Origin of the sequence: Arthrobacter sp. NPDC057388 (genome assembly GCF_042668165.1) — a bacterium.
Lineage (GTDB): Bacteria > Actinomycetota > Actinomycetes > Actinomycetales > Micrococcaceae > Arthrobacter.
Genome location: NZ_JBHVBL010000020.1, coordinates 57,615 through 71,779 on the forward strand (window position 1 = coordinate 57,615; position 14,165 = coordinate 71,779).

The following is a 14,165-nucleotide window of genomic DNA, read 5'->3' on the forward strand; positions in this document are numbered from 1 at the left end:
TAATTCTCTTGCGCAGAGGCCGCCGTCCGCCGTCGTGCCCTATGTGGACGGGTGAGTCCAACATCACCACAGGGACGGCAGGCTCCCCACGAGCCTTTCGTACATGGCCAGCGCCGAGCCGTCCGTCAGCGAGGCCACCTGGTCGATGACCACGCGGAGCCGGGCGCCGTCGTCGGCTGCCTCGCGCCAGTCGGCGGCGAACATCGGTTCGAGGTGGCGGTCCTCGGTGGCGTTCAGCGCCGACACCAGGGCGTGCAGCACCTCGCGCTGCCGTTCGTAGATCGGCTGCCGATGGTCGGTGGTCATCACGAACGTGGTGGCCAGGCCCTTCATCACCGCGATTTCCAGAACGGTCTCCTCCGGGACCATGAGTTCGGCGTTGTAGCGGGTCAGGTTCGCGGGGCCGTATACGGCGCGGGTGGTTTCCAGCGCACTCTGGCAGAACCTGCCGATGAGCTGGCTGGTCATGTCCTTCAGCGCCGCCATGGACTTGCGGCTGCCGTCCGCCTCGCGCACCCAGACGTCGGTGGCTTCCAGCCGGGCGAGGGCCGCGTCGATGGCGGCGGGCTCGTTGTGCGGCAGGTACCACTGTTTGGCGTAGCCCACCACGCGGGCCCGGTGGTCCGGGTTGTCCATCCACCGCAGCTGGAAGTGGCCCGCCACAATGGCGTCCTCGACGTCGTGCACCGAGTACGAGATGTCGTCCGCGAGATCCATGACCTGCGCCTCGAGGCAGGACCGCCGCTCGGGCGCGCCTTCCCGGATCCAGTTGAAGATGGGCAGGTCGTCCTCGTACGCGCCGAACTTGCTGGTCCGCTGGCCGTGGATCACCGGGGCGTCCAAGGCTGACCAGGGGTATTTCGACGCCGCGTCCAGGCTGGCGCGGGTGAGGTTCAGGCCGGCCGGCCTGCCCTGCCGGTCGAGGACCTTGGGCTCCAGGCGGGTGAGCAGCCGCAGGGTCTGGGCGTTGCCCTCGAACCCGCCGATCGCGTGCGCCATCTCGTTGAGCGCCGATTCGCCGTTGTGCCCGAAGGGCGGGTGGCCGAGGTCGTGGCTGAGGCAGGCGGTGTCCACCACATCGGGGTCGCAGCCCAGGGCGCGGCCCAGTTCCCGGCCCACCTGCGCCACTTCCAGGCTGTGCGTCAGCCGGGTGCGGACAAAGTCATCCGTGTCCGGCGCCACCACCTGCGTCTTGGCACCGAGCCGGCGCAGGGCCGAGGAGTGCAGCACGCGGGCCCGGTCGCGTTCGAAGTCGGAGCGGTACGTGCTCTTGGGCGGCTCCTCCACCCAGCGGGCGGAATCGTGCGCTTCGTAGCCCGGCAGGGCCTGGGGCACGGTGCGGGCCTCCGCCAGCCGGCTTTCAGCCACCGGACACATCCAGTTCCGCCGCGGCAATATCGCGCGACTGGTCCTCGTTAAGCTGGCGGCTCAGCAGCCAGTCCTTGGGCAGGGCCGGTTTCTTGGGTGACCCGGCCCGCCCGCGGGGTCCTTCGGAGTCGATGCCGGGATATGGCAGGTCCATGTCCAGCTGGTCCAGCAGTTCGCGCAGCACCTCGAGTGTGGGAACGGTGGCCAGCTTGGCCCGCAGTTCGCCGCCCACGACGTAGCCCTTGAAGTACCAGGCCATGTGCTTGCGGATCTCACGCAGCGCCTTGTACTCGTCGTTGCCGAAGGTTTCCACCATCAGTTCCGCATGCCGGTAGACGCCCTCGGCCACCTCACGGAGTCCGGGCCGGTACCGCTTGTCGCTGCCTTCGAATGCCGCCTGCAGGTCGCCGAACAGCCAGGGCCGGCCCTGGCAGCCGCGGCCCACCACCACGCCGTCGATGCCGGTTTCGCGGACCATGCGCACGGCGTCCTCGGCGGACCAGATGTCGCCGTTGCCCAGCACCGGGATGTCCGGGAGCGCCTCACGCAGGCGGGCGATGGCCGACCAGTCCGCCTGGCCGGAGTAGAACTGCGCCGCGGTGCGGCCGTGGAGGGCGACGGCGGCAACGCCGGAATCGCGTGCGATCCGGCCGGCGTCGAGGTACGTCAGGTGGTCATCGTCAATGCCCTTGCGCATCTTGATGGTCAGCGGGATGCCGCCCTTGGACGCCTCGCGGACGGCGGTCTGGACGATGGAGGTGAAAAGGTCGATCTTCCAGGGCAGGGCCGAACCGCCGCCGCGGCGGGTGACCTTGGGCACGGGGCAGCCGAAGTTGAGGTCGATGTGGTCGGCCCGGTCCTCCTCCACCAGCATCCGGACGGCTGCACCGACGGTGCCGGGGTCCACGCCGTAGAGCTGGACGGAGCGGACTTTCTCGTCGTCGTCGTGGGAGATGATGCGCAGCGATTCCGGCGTCCGCTCCACGAGCGCCCGGGAGGTGACCATCTCCGCCACGTACAGGCCGCCGCCGTATTCACGGCAGAGCCTGCGGAAGGCAGTGTTGGTGATTCCGGCCATGGGTGCGAGCACCACCGGGGTGTCCACGGTGATGGGGCCGAGTTTCAGTGGCGGAAGTTCCAGCCTGGGGGTGGGAGGCGTTGCTACAACAGTCACCCGTCCATTGTCTCAAAGCCGGGCAAATCCTCTCAAAGCCGGCAAATCGGGCAGAATCCCGACGGCCGCCCACTCAGTCCCGTTCAACGGCACGCCTTCCCCGCCGGGTCGCCGGCGGCGGACCGGCGTCGTCTTTCTCCCGTGCAACCACCGCCGCTGCCGCCGCGAGCGCGCCGGTGTCGTCGACGTCGTGGTTTGGCTCAAAGGGGCGGGACGGTTCGGCCGACCGGACTCCGGTGGCCTTCACCACCAGTACGGCGATCAGCGTCGTGACCGGAATCGCCAGGACCAGGCCGATGGAACCCACCAGCGTGCGGATGACCTCCTCGGACAGTTCGGCGCTGGTCAGCGCCTCCCCCAGCGGCCGGTCGTAGAGCATCACGATGATGAGGATGGGCAGCGCCGCGCCGGCATAGGCGAACGCAATGGTGTACACCGTGGAGGCGATGTGGTCGCGGCCGATCCGCATCGCCGAGGTAAACAGCTTGCGGGCACTCGTGTTGGGTGCGAGTTCGTACAGTTCCCACACCGCGGAGGACTGGGTGATGGTGACGTCGTTCAGCACGCCGAGCCCGGAGATGATGAGGCCGCACAGGATGATGCCGGAGATGGAGATCTGGTCGGAGATGTTCACCAGGGTTGCGGCGTCATGGCTTCCCACGCCGGCGAGGTTGGCCGCATCGGTGGCCCAGGCGGCCAGCAGGGCGGTGATGCCGAGCCCGAAGATGGTGCCCAGCAACGCCGTCGAGGTCCGGGCCGAGAACCCGTGCGCGAAGTACAGCACCCCGATCATGATCACGGTTGAGCCCACCAGGGCCAGCAGGAGCGGCGGCTTGCCCTCCACGAGGCCGGGGAGCATGAAGCTGACCAGCACGAAGTAGGCGCCGACGAGACCGATCAGGGCGCGCAGCCCGCGCCAGCGTGCCACGGCCACCACCACGACGGCGTACAGGATGGCCAGCAGGATGATCGGCATGGTCCGGACAAAGTCCACGAAGATGTACGACGGCGACCCCTGCGCCGCGGGGGCGTCGGCACCGGTTGCAGCTGCCTGGGCCTTGGACAGGTTCAGGTAGCGGATGTTGTCCCCCACCTTCACGCCGTGCGACTTGGCGATGTCCGGGTTGATCACCACCTTGACCGGGTTGCCGCCCTTGTCCGGCTCGGTGAAGGCGAAGGTGCACTGCGAACCGCCGCCCGTGCCGCTTTGGGTGCCGTCCTGCGCCGTGTTCCCACCTCCGGCTGTGTTCTCACCGGCTGTGCCGGGGGTGCAGCTCTCGGTGACCACGCGCTGGATCCGCCCGGTGTCGAACGTCACGCCCGGTGCGGCCGCATAGGGATTGGCCAGGGTCAGGCCTTCCCTGCTTCCTGAGGGCCACAGCGCAGCCATGGCCGCTAGGGTCAGCAGGGTCAGCGGGATGAGCACGGCCGCCAGAATTCGATTTGCTTTCCGGCGGGCCGCCATCGCCTGCGCCGTTGGCTCGGAATGCCCTGTATGACCGTGGGAGTGACCTGCACCCATCAGCAGCTAAACCTCATGCTTGAACTCTACGGCGGCCGCCTTAGGGTTGATAAATGGACGACAAAGTGTCACAGGATGCGGGCCCACACCGGACTGGCCATGAGGCGGTGCTGACGGTGCTGGCTCCCGCCGGTCCCACCCGCGGCGTGGCCCTGGTGCTCCACGGCGGCAAGTCGCACAGTTTCGACCCCGTGCAGGCGACGCACCTGAGCCCGGCGCGGATGGTGCCGTTCGCCCGCCATCTTCACGCGGCCGGACGGAAGCACGGCCTGGCGGCGTGGACCCTGCGGAACAGCGTTCGCGGCTGGAACGGCGAGGACATGACCCCGCTGAAGGATGCGCGCTGGGCGTTGGCGAAGATCCGCGCCGAACATCCCGGCGTCCCCATCTACCTGCTGGGGCATTCAATGGGAGGCCTCACCGCGATCTGCGCGGCGGACGAACCGGGAGTGGACGCCGTGGTGGCGCTGGCTCCGTGGCTGGATGACGGCACCCCCTCAGCCGCGGTGGCGGGACGGCGGGTCCTCATCGTGCACGGGGACGCGGACCGGTGGACCAGCCCCTCGGCATCGCTGCGGTTCGCGCGGCGGGCCGCCGCGGAAGCGGCGGAGCTGCGGTACGTCTCGCTCCGCGGCGCGGGGCACTTCATGCTGCGCCGGGTCTGGCTGTGGCACCGGCTGGCCACCGGGTTCCTGATGAAGGCGTTCGCGGAACGGACCGGCCTCGCCGGAGAGGGAGCCCCCGGGGCCGGGTCTTCAGCGCCGGTGCCGGCCGCCGCCGCAGCCCTGGACAAGGTGCTGCCGCCGTCCGACGGATCGCTGCCCGCACTCCTCTAAAGCACCGGCCCGCTAAAGCAAACAGTCCTGTGGGAATCGGGAGAACACATGCCCTGGACTCCAGCCGCCAGTGACCGCTGCTACCGCCTCCTCGTGCGGGTGGTGCTGTTCCTGCGGTGGCTGTTCCGGATCCGGCTGCTGGTGACCGGGCAGGACCACCTGCCTGATCCCGCAGCCGGAAACAGGACGGGGCGGACCGTCCGTCCGGGGTCCGGTGCAGTCGTGGCCATCACCCACTTCGGCTATCTGGACTTCGCGGCCGCCGGGCTGGTGTTCTGGACCCACAACCGCGGGCAGCTGCGGTTCCTGATCCATCAGGGAGCCGCCGACCACTGGCTCGCCGGTCCTTTCATCAGCGCAGCCGGCCAGGTGGTGGTGGGCTACGGTTCACGCACGGCGGCGTATGACGATGCCGTGGCCAGGCTGCGCGCCGGTGAATACCTGGCCGTCATGCCCGAGGCCGGAGTCAGCCGCAGCTTCAGGGTCCGCGAATGCAAGACCGGGGCCGTGCGGATGGCGGCCGAGGCCGGCGTCCCGCTCATTCCGGTTTCCGTCTGGGGCGCGCACCGGATCCTGACACGCGGCAACGGCCTTCCCCTGCACCGCATCCCGCGTGCACCGGTCCGGGTGCACATCGGCGAGCCAGTGCGCCCGGCCGCCGGCGTGGACCCGGACGAGGAGACGGCCCGGCTCCGCACAACACTCCAGGCTGGCATCGACGCAGCCATCGCCAGCTTCCCCGTGGCAGCGCGGCCGGGCGAGTGGTGGATGCCGGCCGACCTCGGCGGGGGCGCCATCTCCGAGACGGAACGCCAAAGGCTCGATGCCGCCGACCTGGCGAGGGACCGCCGTCGTACTTCCCGGACAACAGCAGCCCCTGACGGAAATCCCCCAACCAGATAGCAGATCAGGCTTGTAACAGAACAGGGCGTTCCCGATGCTGGGAACGCCCTGATCTGCTACTCAGTGGGGTAAATGTCAGTCGGAGACTACGGCCGTCTCCGCGCCCTGGCGGCGGGCCTTGCCCGCTTCCATCAGGGGGTCGACGACGGCGCGCAGCGCTGCCATTGAATCGTCCACTTCCATGAGCACCGGGTATTGATACGCAATCAGGGCCAGCAGGTCACGGACCGCGGCCTTCGCCTCGTCCGCACCCAGCTCCGGCTCGTGCCCGAGGAACACATCGGAAGGATGGGCAGTATCTCCCTGTTCGGAATGCTGCTGCGCATAGCTGATCGCGAAAGCCTGGATCTTGCCCTTCCTGCTGGCCGGTACACCGGACCCGAACGCACTCTCCTTCGGGGAGCGCAGCACGATTGCCCCGTGGGCGCCGCTGAGCTCGTCCAGGAACAGCCGCTGCACTGTGCCGATGCCCAGTTCACCCGGGCTGTCCCAGCCGTGGACGGACGAGTAGTACCGGCCCACGACGTCGGACAGCTCCACGGAACCGGTGGCCAGGTCCTCGATGCGCTCGGAAGCCGCCTCCTCGGATCCGTCGCCGAAGACCGGCAGCTTCAGGGCCCCCGGCTCCACCACGACGAGCCTGGTGTGCTGGATCGGGGTGAGACCCGCCGCCTCGGCGAAGGCGGCGCCCGAAGTTCCCGGTTCCACCTTGCAGCGGAGCCTGGTGACGCCCGACGGCGATCCTTCCGCCTCACGGCGCAGCATCATGAGCAGCGTGGAGCCGATGCCGGCCCGGCGGTGGTCCCGGGCAACCTCAACATAAACCCACAGCCGCTCGGGGTGCAGGCTGGCCTCGTGGACCACACCGGCGGCGACCGGGATGGCCACGCCGTCAACGACGTCCTCGGCCACGATGCAGCGCCGCCACGGCGCATTGCCGGAGGGCGCAAGGGTGCCGCGGAACTGCCCGGCCTGGTCGGTCTCCGGGTCGCCCCAGATTTCCAGCAGCGCCAGGTCATCGCCCTCGCGCCATTCGCGGTACTGGATCGCCATGGCTAGGCGCCGATCAGCCGTGCGGCCAGGTAGCCCTCCACCTTGTCCAGGGAGACGCGTTCCTGGCTCATGGTGTCGCGTTCACGGATGGTGACCGCCTGGTCCTCGAGCGTGTCAAAGTCCACCGTGATGCAGAACGGGGTGCCGATCTCGTCCTGGCGGCGGTAGCGGCGGCCGATGGCGCCGGCGTCGTCGAAGTCGATGTTCCAGTTCTTGCGCAGCTGCGCGCCGAGATCCTTGGCCTTCGGGGAGAGGTCCTCGTTGCGGCTCAGCGGCAGCACGGCAGCCTTGACCGGGGCGAGCCGCGGGTCAAGCTTGAGCACGGTGCGGACGTCCACGCCGCCCTTCGCGTTGGGGGCCTCATCCTCGGTGTAGGCGTCGATGAGGAACGCCATGAAGGAGCGGGTCAGGCCGGCGGCGGGCTCAATCACATACGGTGTGTAGCGCTCGTTGGTGGCCTGGTTGAAGTAGCTGAGATCCGTGCCGGAGGCCTTGGCGTGGGTGGAGAGGTCGAAGTCGGTCCGGTTGGCGATGCCTTCCAGCTCGCCCCACTCGGAACCCTGGAAGCCGAAGCGGTACTCGATGTCCGTGGTGCCCTTGGAGTAGTGGCTGAGCTTGTCCTGCGGGTGCTCGAAGAAACGCAGGTTCTCCTCACGGATGCCCAGGCCCGTGTACCAGGCCATGCGCTCCTTCATCCAGTACTCGTGCCACTCTTCGTCCGTGCCCGGCTCCACGAAGAATTCCATTTCCATTTGCTCGAACTCGCGGGTGCGGAAGATGAAGTTGCCGGGCGTGATCTCGTTGCGGAAGGACTTGCCGATCTGGCCGATGCCGAACGGCGGCTTCTTCCGGGAGGTAGTGAGCACGTTGTTGAAGTTCACGAAGATGCCCTGCGCGGTTTCCGGACGCAGGTAGTGCAGGCCCTCGTCGCTGGCCACCGGGCCCAGGAAGGTCTTCAGGAGCCCGGAGAATTCCTGCGGCTCGGTCCATTCACCGCGGGTTCCGCAGTTGGCGCAGGCGATGTCCTTGAGGCCGTTCTCGGCCGGGCGCCCCTTCTTCTCCTCGTATTCCTCTTCGAGGTGGTCGGCGCGGTAGCGCTTGTGGCAGGAGAGGCACTCCACCAGCGGGTCGGAGAAGACCTCGACGTGGCCGGAGGCTTCCCATACCTGGCGGGGCAGGATCACGGAAGAGTCCAGGCCCACCACGTCGTCGCGGCCGCGCACCACGGACTGCCACCACTGGCGCTTGATGTTTTCCTTCAGCTCGGCACCGAGGGGTCCGTAGTCCCAAGCGGAACGCGAGCCTCCGTAGATCTCGCCGGCCTGGAAAACGAAACCTCTCCGCTTGGAAAGGGAAATGACCTGGTCGAGGACGGATTTTGCTGCCATGGGAACTCCAATTTCTACAGGGCCGCTGGGTGCGGTCCGCGGTGTCTCTGGCCCCTGGACCACGGCTGGATGCCGCGCGGGGGCGTGTGCAAGGGAAAACTGTGCAGGAAGCTGCGAGTCCTAGCCTACCGGCAGCAGCCTCGCAGGGCGCCCCTCGCCCCCTCGGCACCCTCATGCCAAGGCGCGCTTCACCTCCGCGAGGAGCGCTTCACCTCCGCAAGGCGCGCTTCACCTCCGCAATGCGCCCCGGGGCCAGGGCAGGGTGGCCACGACGATGGAGGCCAGGGTCAGCAGGGTCCCCAGGACCGTGGCCGCCTCCACGACGGTGCCGGGCGTGGGGACCAGCAGGTCCAGGCCAAGGGACCCCAGGAGCTGGCCGGCGATCATGCCCAGGCCAGTCACCAGCACACCGAGGCTGCGCACCAGCAGCGCACCGAGGCCGATGAACACGCAGCCCATGGGCCCGCCGAGGTAGTACCACCACTCCCCCGGCAGCGGATGGGCCGGCCCGGCGACTGCCACCTTGATGGACCACGCAACCCAGAGCACCGCAGTGCCGGCGATGAAGTTCACCAGCGTGGCAGCGATCGGGGTCCCGTAGTGCACGGTGGCGGTGCCGTTCATGGCCTGCTGGAAGCTCATGAGGAAACCGGCGAGCACCGGCAGGATGACCGGCAGCAGCAGCGCGGCCGGGTCGGCCGTTCCAGCCGCTGCCGCACTGCCGGCCCCGGCCGCGCTACCCGCCGCACCACCGCCCGCGGCGAAGCGGGGTGACACTGCCCACGAGACCGCGGCGATGGTGAGGACGCAGCCGATGATGCGGATGCCCGTCACGGATTTTTTGCCTGCCGGACCGATGCCCAGCCGGTCCACCAGCAGGCCGCTAAGCGTCTGTCCGGTGACGGTCGCCACGGTGAAGAGTGCAATGCCAAGCAGCCCCACGGTGAAGGACTGCGCGAAGACGAAGAAGGCACCGATGCCGCCGGCGAGCGCGTAGTACGGCGGGAAGCGGCGTTCACGCAGCGCCGGCAGGATACGCGCGAGGCCCGCCCGCCCGCGCGGGGCAGCCAGGGACACAATGATCATCACGATCAGGCCGGTGCTGAAACTGACGACTGCCGCGGCGATGCCGTCACCGAGGCGGGCACCGAGGGCACCGTTGATCCGCCCCTGGACCGGAATGGCGAGCCCGGAGGCCACAGCCATCGGAAGTCCCACGGCGAGGGGCAGCCGGGGTGCATGGGTCATTTGTTTCACCTTACGTCAGGCATGATTGCTGGTATGAGCAACCCGGAAATCGAAGAGATCCCCATCCGTGACAGCATGATCCGCCTGGGCCAGCTCCTGAAGCTCGCCAACCTCGTGGAGGACGGCGTGGAGGCAACGGAGCTGATCAGGAACGGCCTGGTCAAGGTCAACGGTGAGATCGATGACCGGCGCGGCCGGCAGCTTCACGACGGGGACACGGTGACGGTGAACGGCCAGACCGTCCGGGTCAGCGCCCCCGTGGCGTAAAGCTCTGTGTTGCTGGAGGGCTACTTCTTCAGCACCTCGTGGGTGAGAAACTCGGACACGTGGCCGATCTCCTGGGCGTTGATGCCGTGCCACATGCCGGTGTAGAGGACCTTGGTCAGCTTCACGTGCTTGCGCACCCAGCCCATCGTGTATTCGATCTTGTCCGGGGTGATGACCGGATCCTGCTGGTCCCTCCCCCAGAACAGCGGCACCGTTCCGTCCAGTTCGGCGTCCCGGAACTCGCCGTCGGAATCCGCGTTGACCACAAAACCTGAAAGGCCGACGACGGCGGCAAAGTCAGCGGGCCGCTGCCGCAGCAGCGTGGTGGCCATTGCCATGCCCATCGAGAAGCCCAGAAGCGTGACGGACGGGTGGTTGTCCTTGACCGTGTCCAGCCAGTCCAGCACGTATCCGGACGCGGCCTTGACCGCGTCCACGGAATACTCGATGGAACCGGTCAGCGGGAACCACGAAAACCCCGGGCCCATGGCGATGGGCGCGCGGACCGAGGCGACCGCGAATTCGTCCGGAAGCATGTCGGCCAGGCTGAGGAGGTCCTGCTCGTTCGCGCCGTAACCGTGCAGCAGGACGAGCAGTGGCTTGCCGGCCCTGGCTTCCTCGGGCTTGGACCATAGAACAACGGGGGCAGGAAAGGAGTCGGCAGAAGTCATGGCTCCATTCTTACAGTTGGCCGAGGGCAACAACCTACGGTGGCGCAGCCACGCGGCGGGGGTACACCATGTCAGGGTGAGACGGCTATGGCCCCGGCGGCGACTGTACGGCCCAAGGTGAGGAGCGGAGTCGGGCATGGAAACTCTTGAACTGCTGCGGACCCGGCTGACCGGCCAGCAGCTGAGGGAGCCGCGGGCAGCCGCGGCGGAGGATGCCGTGAAGAACCTGCTGGCGGTCCAGGCGCAGGAGTTTCCCTATGCGCGCTGGTCCCTGGCCCAGCGGACGGCCGGAGCGACGGCCGCCGGCGTGGAGCAGGCGGTTGCCGAAGGAAGCATTCTTCGGACGCATATCCTGCGACCCACCTGGCATTTTGTGCACCGGGACGACCTGCCGTGGCTGCGGGCCCTGTCAGCACCCCGGCTGCACCAGGCAAACGCCGGCACGTACCGCAGGACCGGGATCGATAATGAGGCAGCATTACGGAGCGCAGACGTCCTGGCGGAGTCGGTGGCGGGCGACGTGCACCTCACGCGCGAGCAGCTGGCTGACAGGCTGCTGGATGCAGGCTTCCCCGCCACGGGACTGGCACTGGCGTACCTGATCATGCACGCTGAGATCAGCGGGGTGCTGGTGAGCGGTGCGCCCATCCGCAGCCCCGGCGGCGCCCTGCGGCAGACCTATGCGTCGTTTGATGAGCGCGTCGCCGGGGCAGGCCCTGGCGCCGCACTTTCACGGGAGGAATCGTTGGCGGCGCTGGCACTGAGGTACTTCGGAAGCCGTGGGCCGGCAACGGTCCGGGACTGTGCCGACTGGTCCGGACTCACGATGGCTGATGTCCGCAAGGGCTTGGCGCTGGCAGACGAGATTGCCCCCGGCGCCATCGTTGCCACCAGCATCGACGGCGCCGATTTCTATCTTCGGCCGGAGTCCGGCGGGCAGGCACCGGCCCCGCGCGCTGAAGCGGGGCAGGCCGCTGACGTGGGGCAGGCCGGGGACGGGCAGCCGCAGATCGACCTGGTCCAGTGCTACGACGAGTTCATCATGGGCTATTCGGTTTCACGGCACTATTTTGGCGGGACAGCGCCGGCCTATCCGTTTGGCGACACTCCCATGCATGTCGTCCTGTGCGACGGAATGCTGGCCGGTGCGTGGCGGCATTCGCTGGTCAGGAGAGGGCAGGAGGTGGCGCGCTGCGAGCTGGACATCCGTCCTTCCCGGCCGATGGACAACGCCGCCGAGCAGGCGCTGGAGGTGGCCGTGGCGAGGTACGGCGCTTTCCTTGGTGTGCCGGCAGTGCGGGTCCCGGCGGTCGCGTGACGTCCGGGGCCTCTGCGGAGAGCCACATGGTCCCTGGGCGGAAATGCGGGCGGCAGCGTGGCCGGGAGGGCAGTGTGCGCTCTCGGCATAAGGACCCCGGGCCCGTTCCCGTGCAGGACTAAGCTGGAACGGAGACTCACTGAGAGGGCCCCGCCGTGTTCGACTTGTTTTTCTGGATCATCATTCTGGCCGTCCTGGTTCCCATGGGCATGCGGATGTACCGGAGGTCCATGCAGCAGCGGAGCCAGGGGCCCGGCCTGCCCGGGCAGTATCCGGGCCAGTTCCCGAATCAGGGGCCGGACCAGTTCGGCAACCAGCCGGGCAGTCCCTTCGGAAGCCCGTTCCAGGGACGCCCCGACAACCGGCCGCGGGACGGCTACACGCAGCAGGACTACTTCAGCGGCGGATTTGGCGTCCCCCAGCGCGGTGGCCGGGACGAGCTTCCGCCCCTGAACCCCCCTTACCCGGGCCAGGAATATCCGAACCAGCAGTACCCGGGCCAGCAGCACCCGGGCCAGCCAGGCCAGCAGTACCCGGGCCAGCAGTACCCCAACCCTCCGTACCCCGGCCAGCCATACCCGAATCAGCCGGGTCCGGGCGGCGCCGGGGCACCGTCGTGGCAGCAGGGACAGGTTCCCTATGAGGACAGCGCCGAATACCGGGCCAACCCGCCCCAGCCGCAGCAGAACCCGGCGTCAACCGGCTCACCCTCGGCTCCCCCGCTGCCGTCGGCTCCGCAGGGGTTCCGGGCACGGAAGCTGGCTGAGCTGGACCAGCAGTACAGCGACGGCCAGATCTCCATGGAGGAGTACATGGCCCGCCGCAACGACATCATGAACGGTTAGGCCGCCGGATCAACGTCACCGAACATGGTCTGAATTTGTGCTGGCCAGTGGGGTGGTTCCCAGTCGGGTTGTTCGCTGGGATAGTGGCGGCCGGCTGGTGAGGTCCAGCCGGGCGGGTCGTGGGCGCTGGCGCTGGCCGTGGTGGGTGTCCAGGCGGAGTTGTGTTTGAGTCGGTGGTGTTTTGGACAGGATTGGCCGAGGTTGCTGATTCCGGTAGGCCCGCCGCGGGCCCAGGCCAGGAGGTGATCGGCATCGTTGTCCAAAGAATGGTTGTTACAGCCCGGGAACGTGCATTTGGCGTCGCGGAGGCGGAGCCATTGGCGCATCGCTTTGGTGAGCCGGTAACTGATACGGCCGATCTCCAAAGGCGCGCCGTCCAGCGGGTCGGTCAGGACCCTGTGGAACGCGGTTGCGCCGTTGGCGACGAGTGCGCGTGCCATGGACGGCGGAATCGGCCCGTACCCGTCCAGCATGGCCGGCTCCCCGGTCAGGCCGAGCAGCGAAAACACCGGCACCGTGACCAGGACCTGCGCCGCAGGTGAAGGCACACCACCGAATTCGTCCGGGGTCCTGTCGATAGCGCCCTCCGTGTTCCCACCCGCCGCAGCTTCGAGGCCTGCAGTGAGGAGCCAGGTTGAGGTGACGTCGGCGCGGAGCTGGGTGAGGGTCCTGGCCTCGCCCGGTCCCTGCATGCGGCGGGCCGCGTCCGTGGCCCGGTTCCAGATCCCGGCGGCCTGGGCTGCCGGGAGGTAGGCCGAGAACCAGGCCATTCCGTCATTGTCAGGGGTGTATTCAACCCGCCGGTCCGCGGCGCTGCGGGCGTGGCGTTTTTCAATGCTGATCGGGTGATGCCGTTCCCGCCAGGTGCGGACCTTCGCCCGGAACCGGCACGGGACCAGCTCACCGGCCGGGCAGCCCCGCGCCGGGTTCGGGGCGTCCGGGTCCAGGAAATGCGCCTCCAGCGCCGCCGCGCCGGCGGGGTCGAGGTTCTCGGTCTCGTCCACCATGATCCGGGCATGCTGCCAGGAAATTGCCCCGGCCTGCAGCGCCGAGAAGGTCCGCGGCCGTCCCGTGGTCAGGATGATGGCCTCGTACTGCAGGTTGCCGGCGGCACGTTCACTGATGGTCAGCACACCGGCGATCTCGGCGGTTATGGCCATGTCTCGGACCATGCGGTCCTGCGGGGATGCGGTGGGCGGCGTCATGGCTTTCTCCGTGTTCACGTAGCCGGCGACGAGCTGCACCTTCAGGGCCGCAAGCCGGGCTTCCGTCTTGGCCAGCTCCCCCAACCCATCAAGGTACGCGTCCGCCTGGTCCCGCAAAGGATCAAGACCGGTTGGCGCCTCGACCCCGTTCAAGGGGACGTTCCCGATAGCCCGGTCAACGAAAACAGCCAGCGAAGAAGCGGAGGCGTTGATGGCCTCCATCGTCTCCACAGCTGCACTGCTTTCCATACCCGAAGCATCCGACCACCCACTGACATTTTTACCGGCCAAGCGCCGGGCGGGAAAAAGGAGGTGCTGGACAAGAGGAAAAAAACAGCCCGCGTCCCGCTGCTTGTGGCTGCGGGAC

The 14,165-nt window shown here is 68.2% G+C and carries 13 protein-coding genes; 5 read left to right on the forward strand and 8 right to left on the reverse strand.

The genetic code is table 11. From position 1 onward, the window contains the following. Positions 1–63 precede the first annotated feature (63 nt). The 3 genes from ACFUTU_RS11610 to ACFUTU_RS11620 form a co-directional block, all read right to left on the reverse strand. Positions 64–1,377 carry a deoxyguanosinetriphosphate triphosphohydrolase gene (locus tag ACFUTU_RS11610; protein ID WP_377964314.1) on the reverse strand — a complete coding sequence of 438 codons (1,314 nt, stop codon included), beginning with the start codon at positions 1,375–1,377 and terminating at the stop codon, positions 64–66. After that, a complete protein-coding gene (gene dusB, locus ACFUTU_RS11615) occupies positions 1,361–2,542 on the reverse strand; it encodes a tRNA dihydrouridine synthase DusB (protein WP_377964316.1) in 1,182 nt (393 codons plus the stop codon). The genes ACFUTU_RS11610 and dusB overlap by 17 nt, the downstream gene beginning before the upstream one ends. Positions 2,543–2,615: 73 nt before the next feature. After that, a complete protein-coding gene (locus tag ACFUTU_RS11620; protein ID WP_377964318.1) occupies positions 2,616–4,007 on the reverse strand; it encodes a YibE/F family protein in 1,392 nt (463 codons plus the stop codon). A gap of 110 nt (positions 4,008–4,117) precedes the next feature. Between ACFUTU_RS11620 and ACFUTU_RS11625 the strand changes: the two genes are divergently transcribed. Next, positions 4,118–4,900: an alpha/beta hydrolase gene (locus ACFUTU_RS11625; protein ID WP_377964320.1), complete on the forward strand. Its 783-nt coding sequence runs from the start codon at positions 4,118–4,120 to the stop codon at positions 4,898–4,900. Between the two features lie 48 nt (positions 4,901–4,948). Beyond that, the gene (locus tag ACFUTU_RS11630; RefSeq protein ID WP_377964322.1) at positions 4,949–5,803 is read left to right on the forward strand and encodes a lysophospholipid acyltransferase family protein; all 855 of its coding nucleotides are present in this window, start codon (positions 4,949–4,951) and stop codon (positions 5,801–5,803) included. A 75-nt stretch (positions 5,804–5,878) separates the two neighbouring features. On the opposite strand, the gene ACFUTU_RS11635 is transcribed toward ACFUTU_RS11630, so the two are convergent. The 3 genes from ACFUTU_RS11635 to ACFUTU_RS11645 all read right to left on the reverse strand — a co-directional run bounded on the left by ACFUTU_RS11635 (position 5,879) and on the right by ACFUTU_RS11645 (position 9,492). Then, positions 5,879–6,856, reverse strand: a complete 978-nt coding sequence (locus ACFUTU_RS11635) for a GNAT family N-acetyltransferase (protein ID WP_377964324.1) — start codon at positions 6,854–6,856, stop codon at positions 5,879–5,881. Positions 6,857–6,858: 2 nt separating this feature from the next. Continuing rightward, positions 6,859–8,244 carry a glycine--tRNA ligase gene (locus ACFUTU_RS11640; RefSeq protein WP_377964326.1) on the reverse strand — a complete coding sequence of 462 codons (1,386 nt, stop codon included), beginning with the start codon at positions 8,242–8,244 and terminating at the stop codon, positions 6,859–6,861. Positions 8,245–8,472: 228 nt separating this feature from the next. Then, positions 8,473–9,492 carry a DMT family transporter gene (locus tag ACFUTU_RS11645; RefSeq protein WP_377964328.1) on the reverse strand — a complete coding sequence of 340 codons (1,020 nt, stop codon included), beginning with the start codon at positions 9,490–9,492 and terminating at the stop codon, positions 8,473–8,475. Between the two features lie 33 nt (positions 9,493–9,525). On the opposite strand from ACFUTU_RS11645, the gene ACFUTU_RS11650 reads away from it, so the two are divergent. Continuing rightward, positions 9,526–9,759, forward strand: a complete 234-nt coding sequence (locus tag ACFUTU_RS11650; protein WP_377964330.1) for an RNA-binding S4 domain-containing protein — start codon at positions 9,526–9,528, stop codon at positions 9,757–9,759. A gap of 20 nt (positions 9,760–9,779) precedes the next feature. On the opposite strand, the gene ACFUTU_RS11655 is transcribed toward ACFUTU_RS11650, so the two are convergent. Further along, positions 9,780–10,430, reverse strand: a complete 651-nt coding sequence (locus ACFUTU_RS11655) for an alpha/beta hydrolase (protein ID WP_377964332.1) — start codon at positions 10,428–10,430, stop codon at positions 9,780–9,782. 136 nt (positions 10,431–10,566) lie between these two features. On the opposite strand from ACFUTU_RS11655, the gene ACFUTU_RS11660 reads away from it, so the two are divergent. Next, positions 10,567–11,748, forward strand: coding sequence for a winged helix DNA-binding domain-containing protein (locus ACFUTU_RS11660; RefSeq protein WP_377964334.1), 1,182 nt, complete (start codon positions 10,567–10,569; stop codon positions 11,746–11,748). A 155-nt stretch (positions 11,749–11,903) separates the two neighbouring features. Next, a complete protein-coding gene (locus tag ACFUTU_RS11665) occupies positions 11,904–12,593 on the forward strand; it encodes a hypothetical protein (RefSeq protein WP_377964336.1) in 690 nt (229 codons plus the stop codon). On the opposite strand, the gene ACFUTU_RS11670 is transcribed toward ACFUTU_RS11665, so the two are convergent. Beyond that, entirely contained in the window at positions 12,590–14,047 is a 1,458-nt protein-coding gene (locus ACFUTU_RS11670; RefSeq protein WP_377964338.1) for a DUF222 domain-containing protein, read from the reverse strand. The genes ACFUTU_RS11665 and ACFUTU_RS11670 overlap by 4 nt on opposite strands. Between the last annotated feature and the right edge of the window lie 118 nt (positions 14,048–14,165).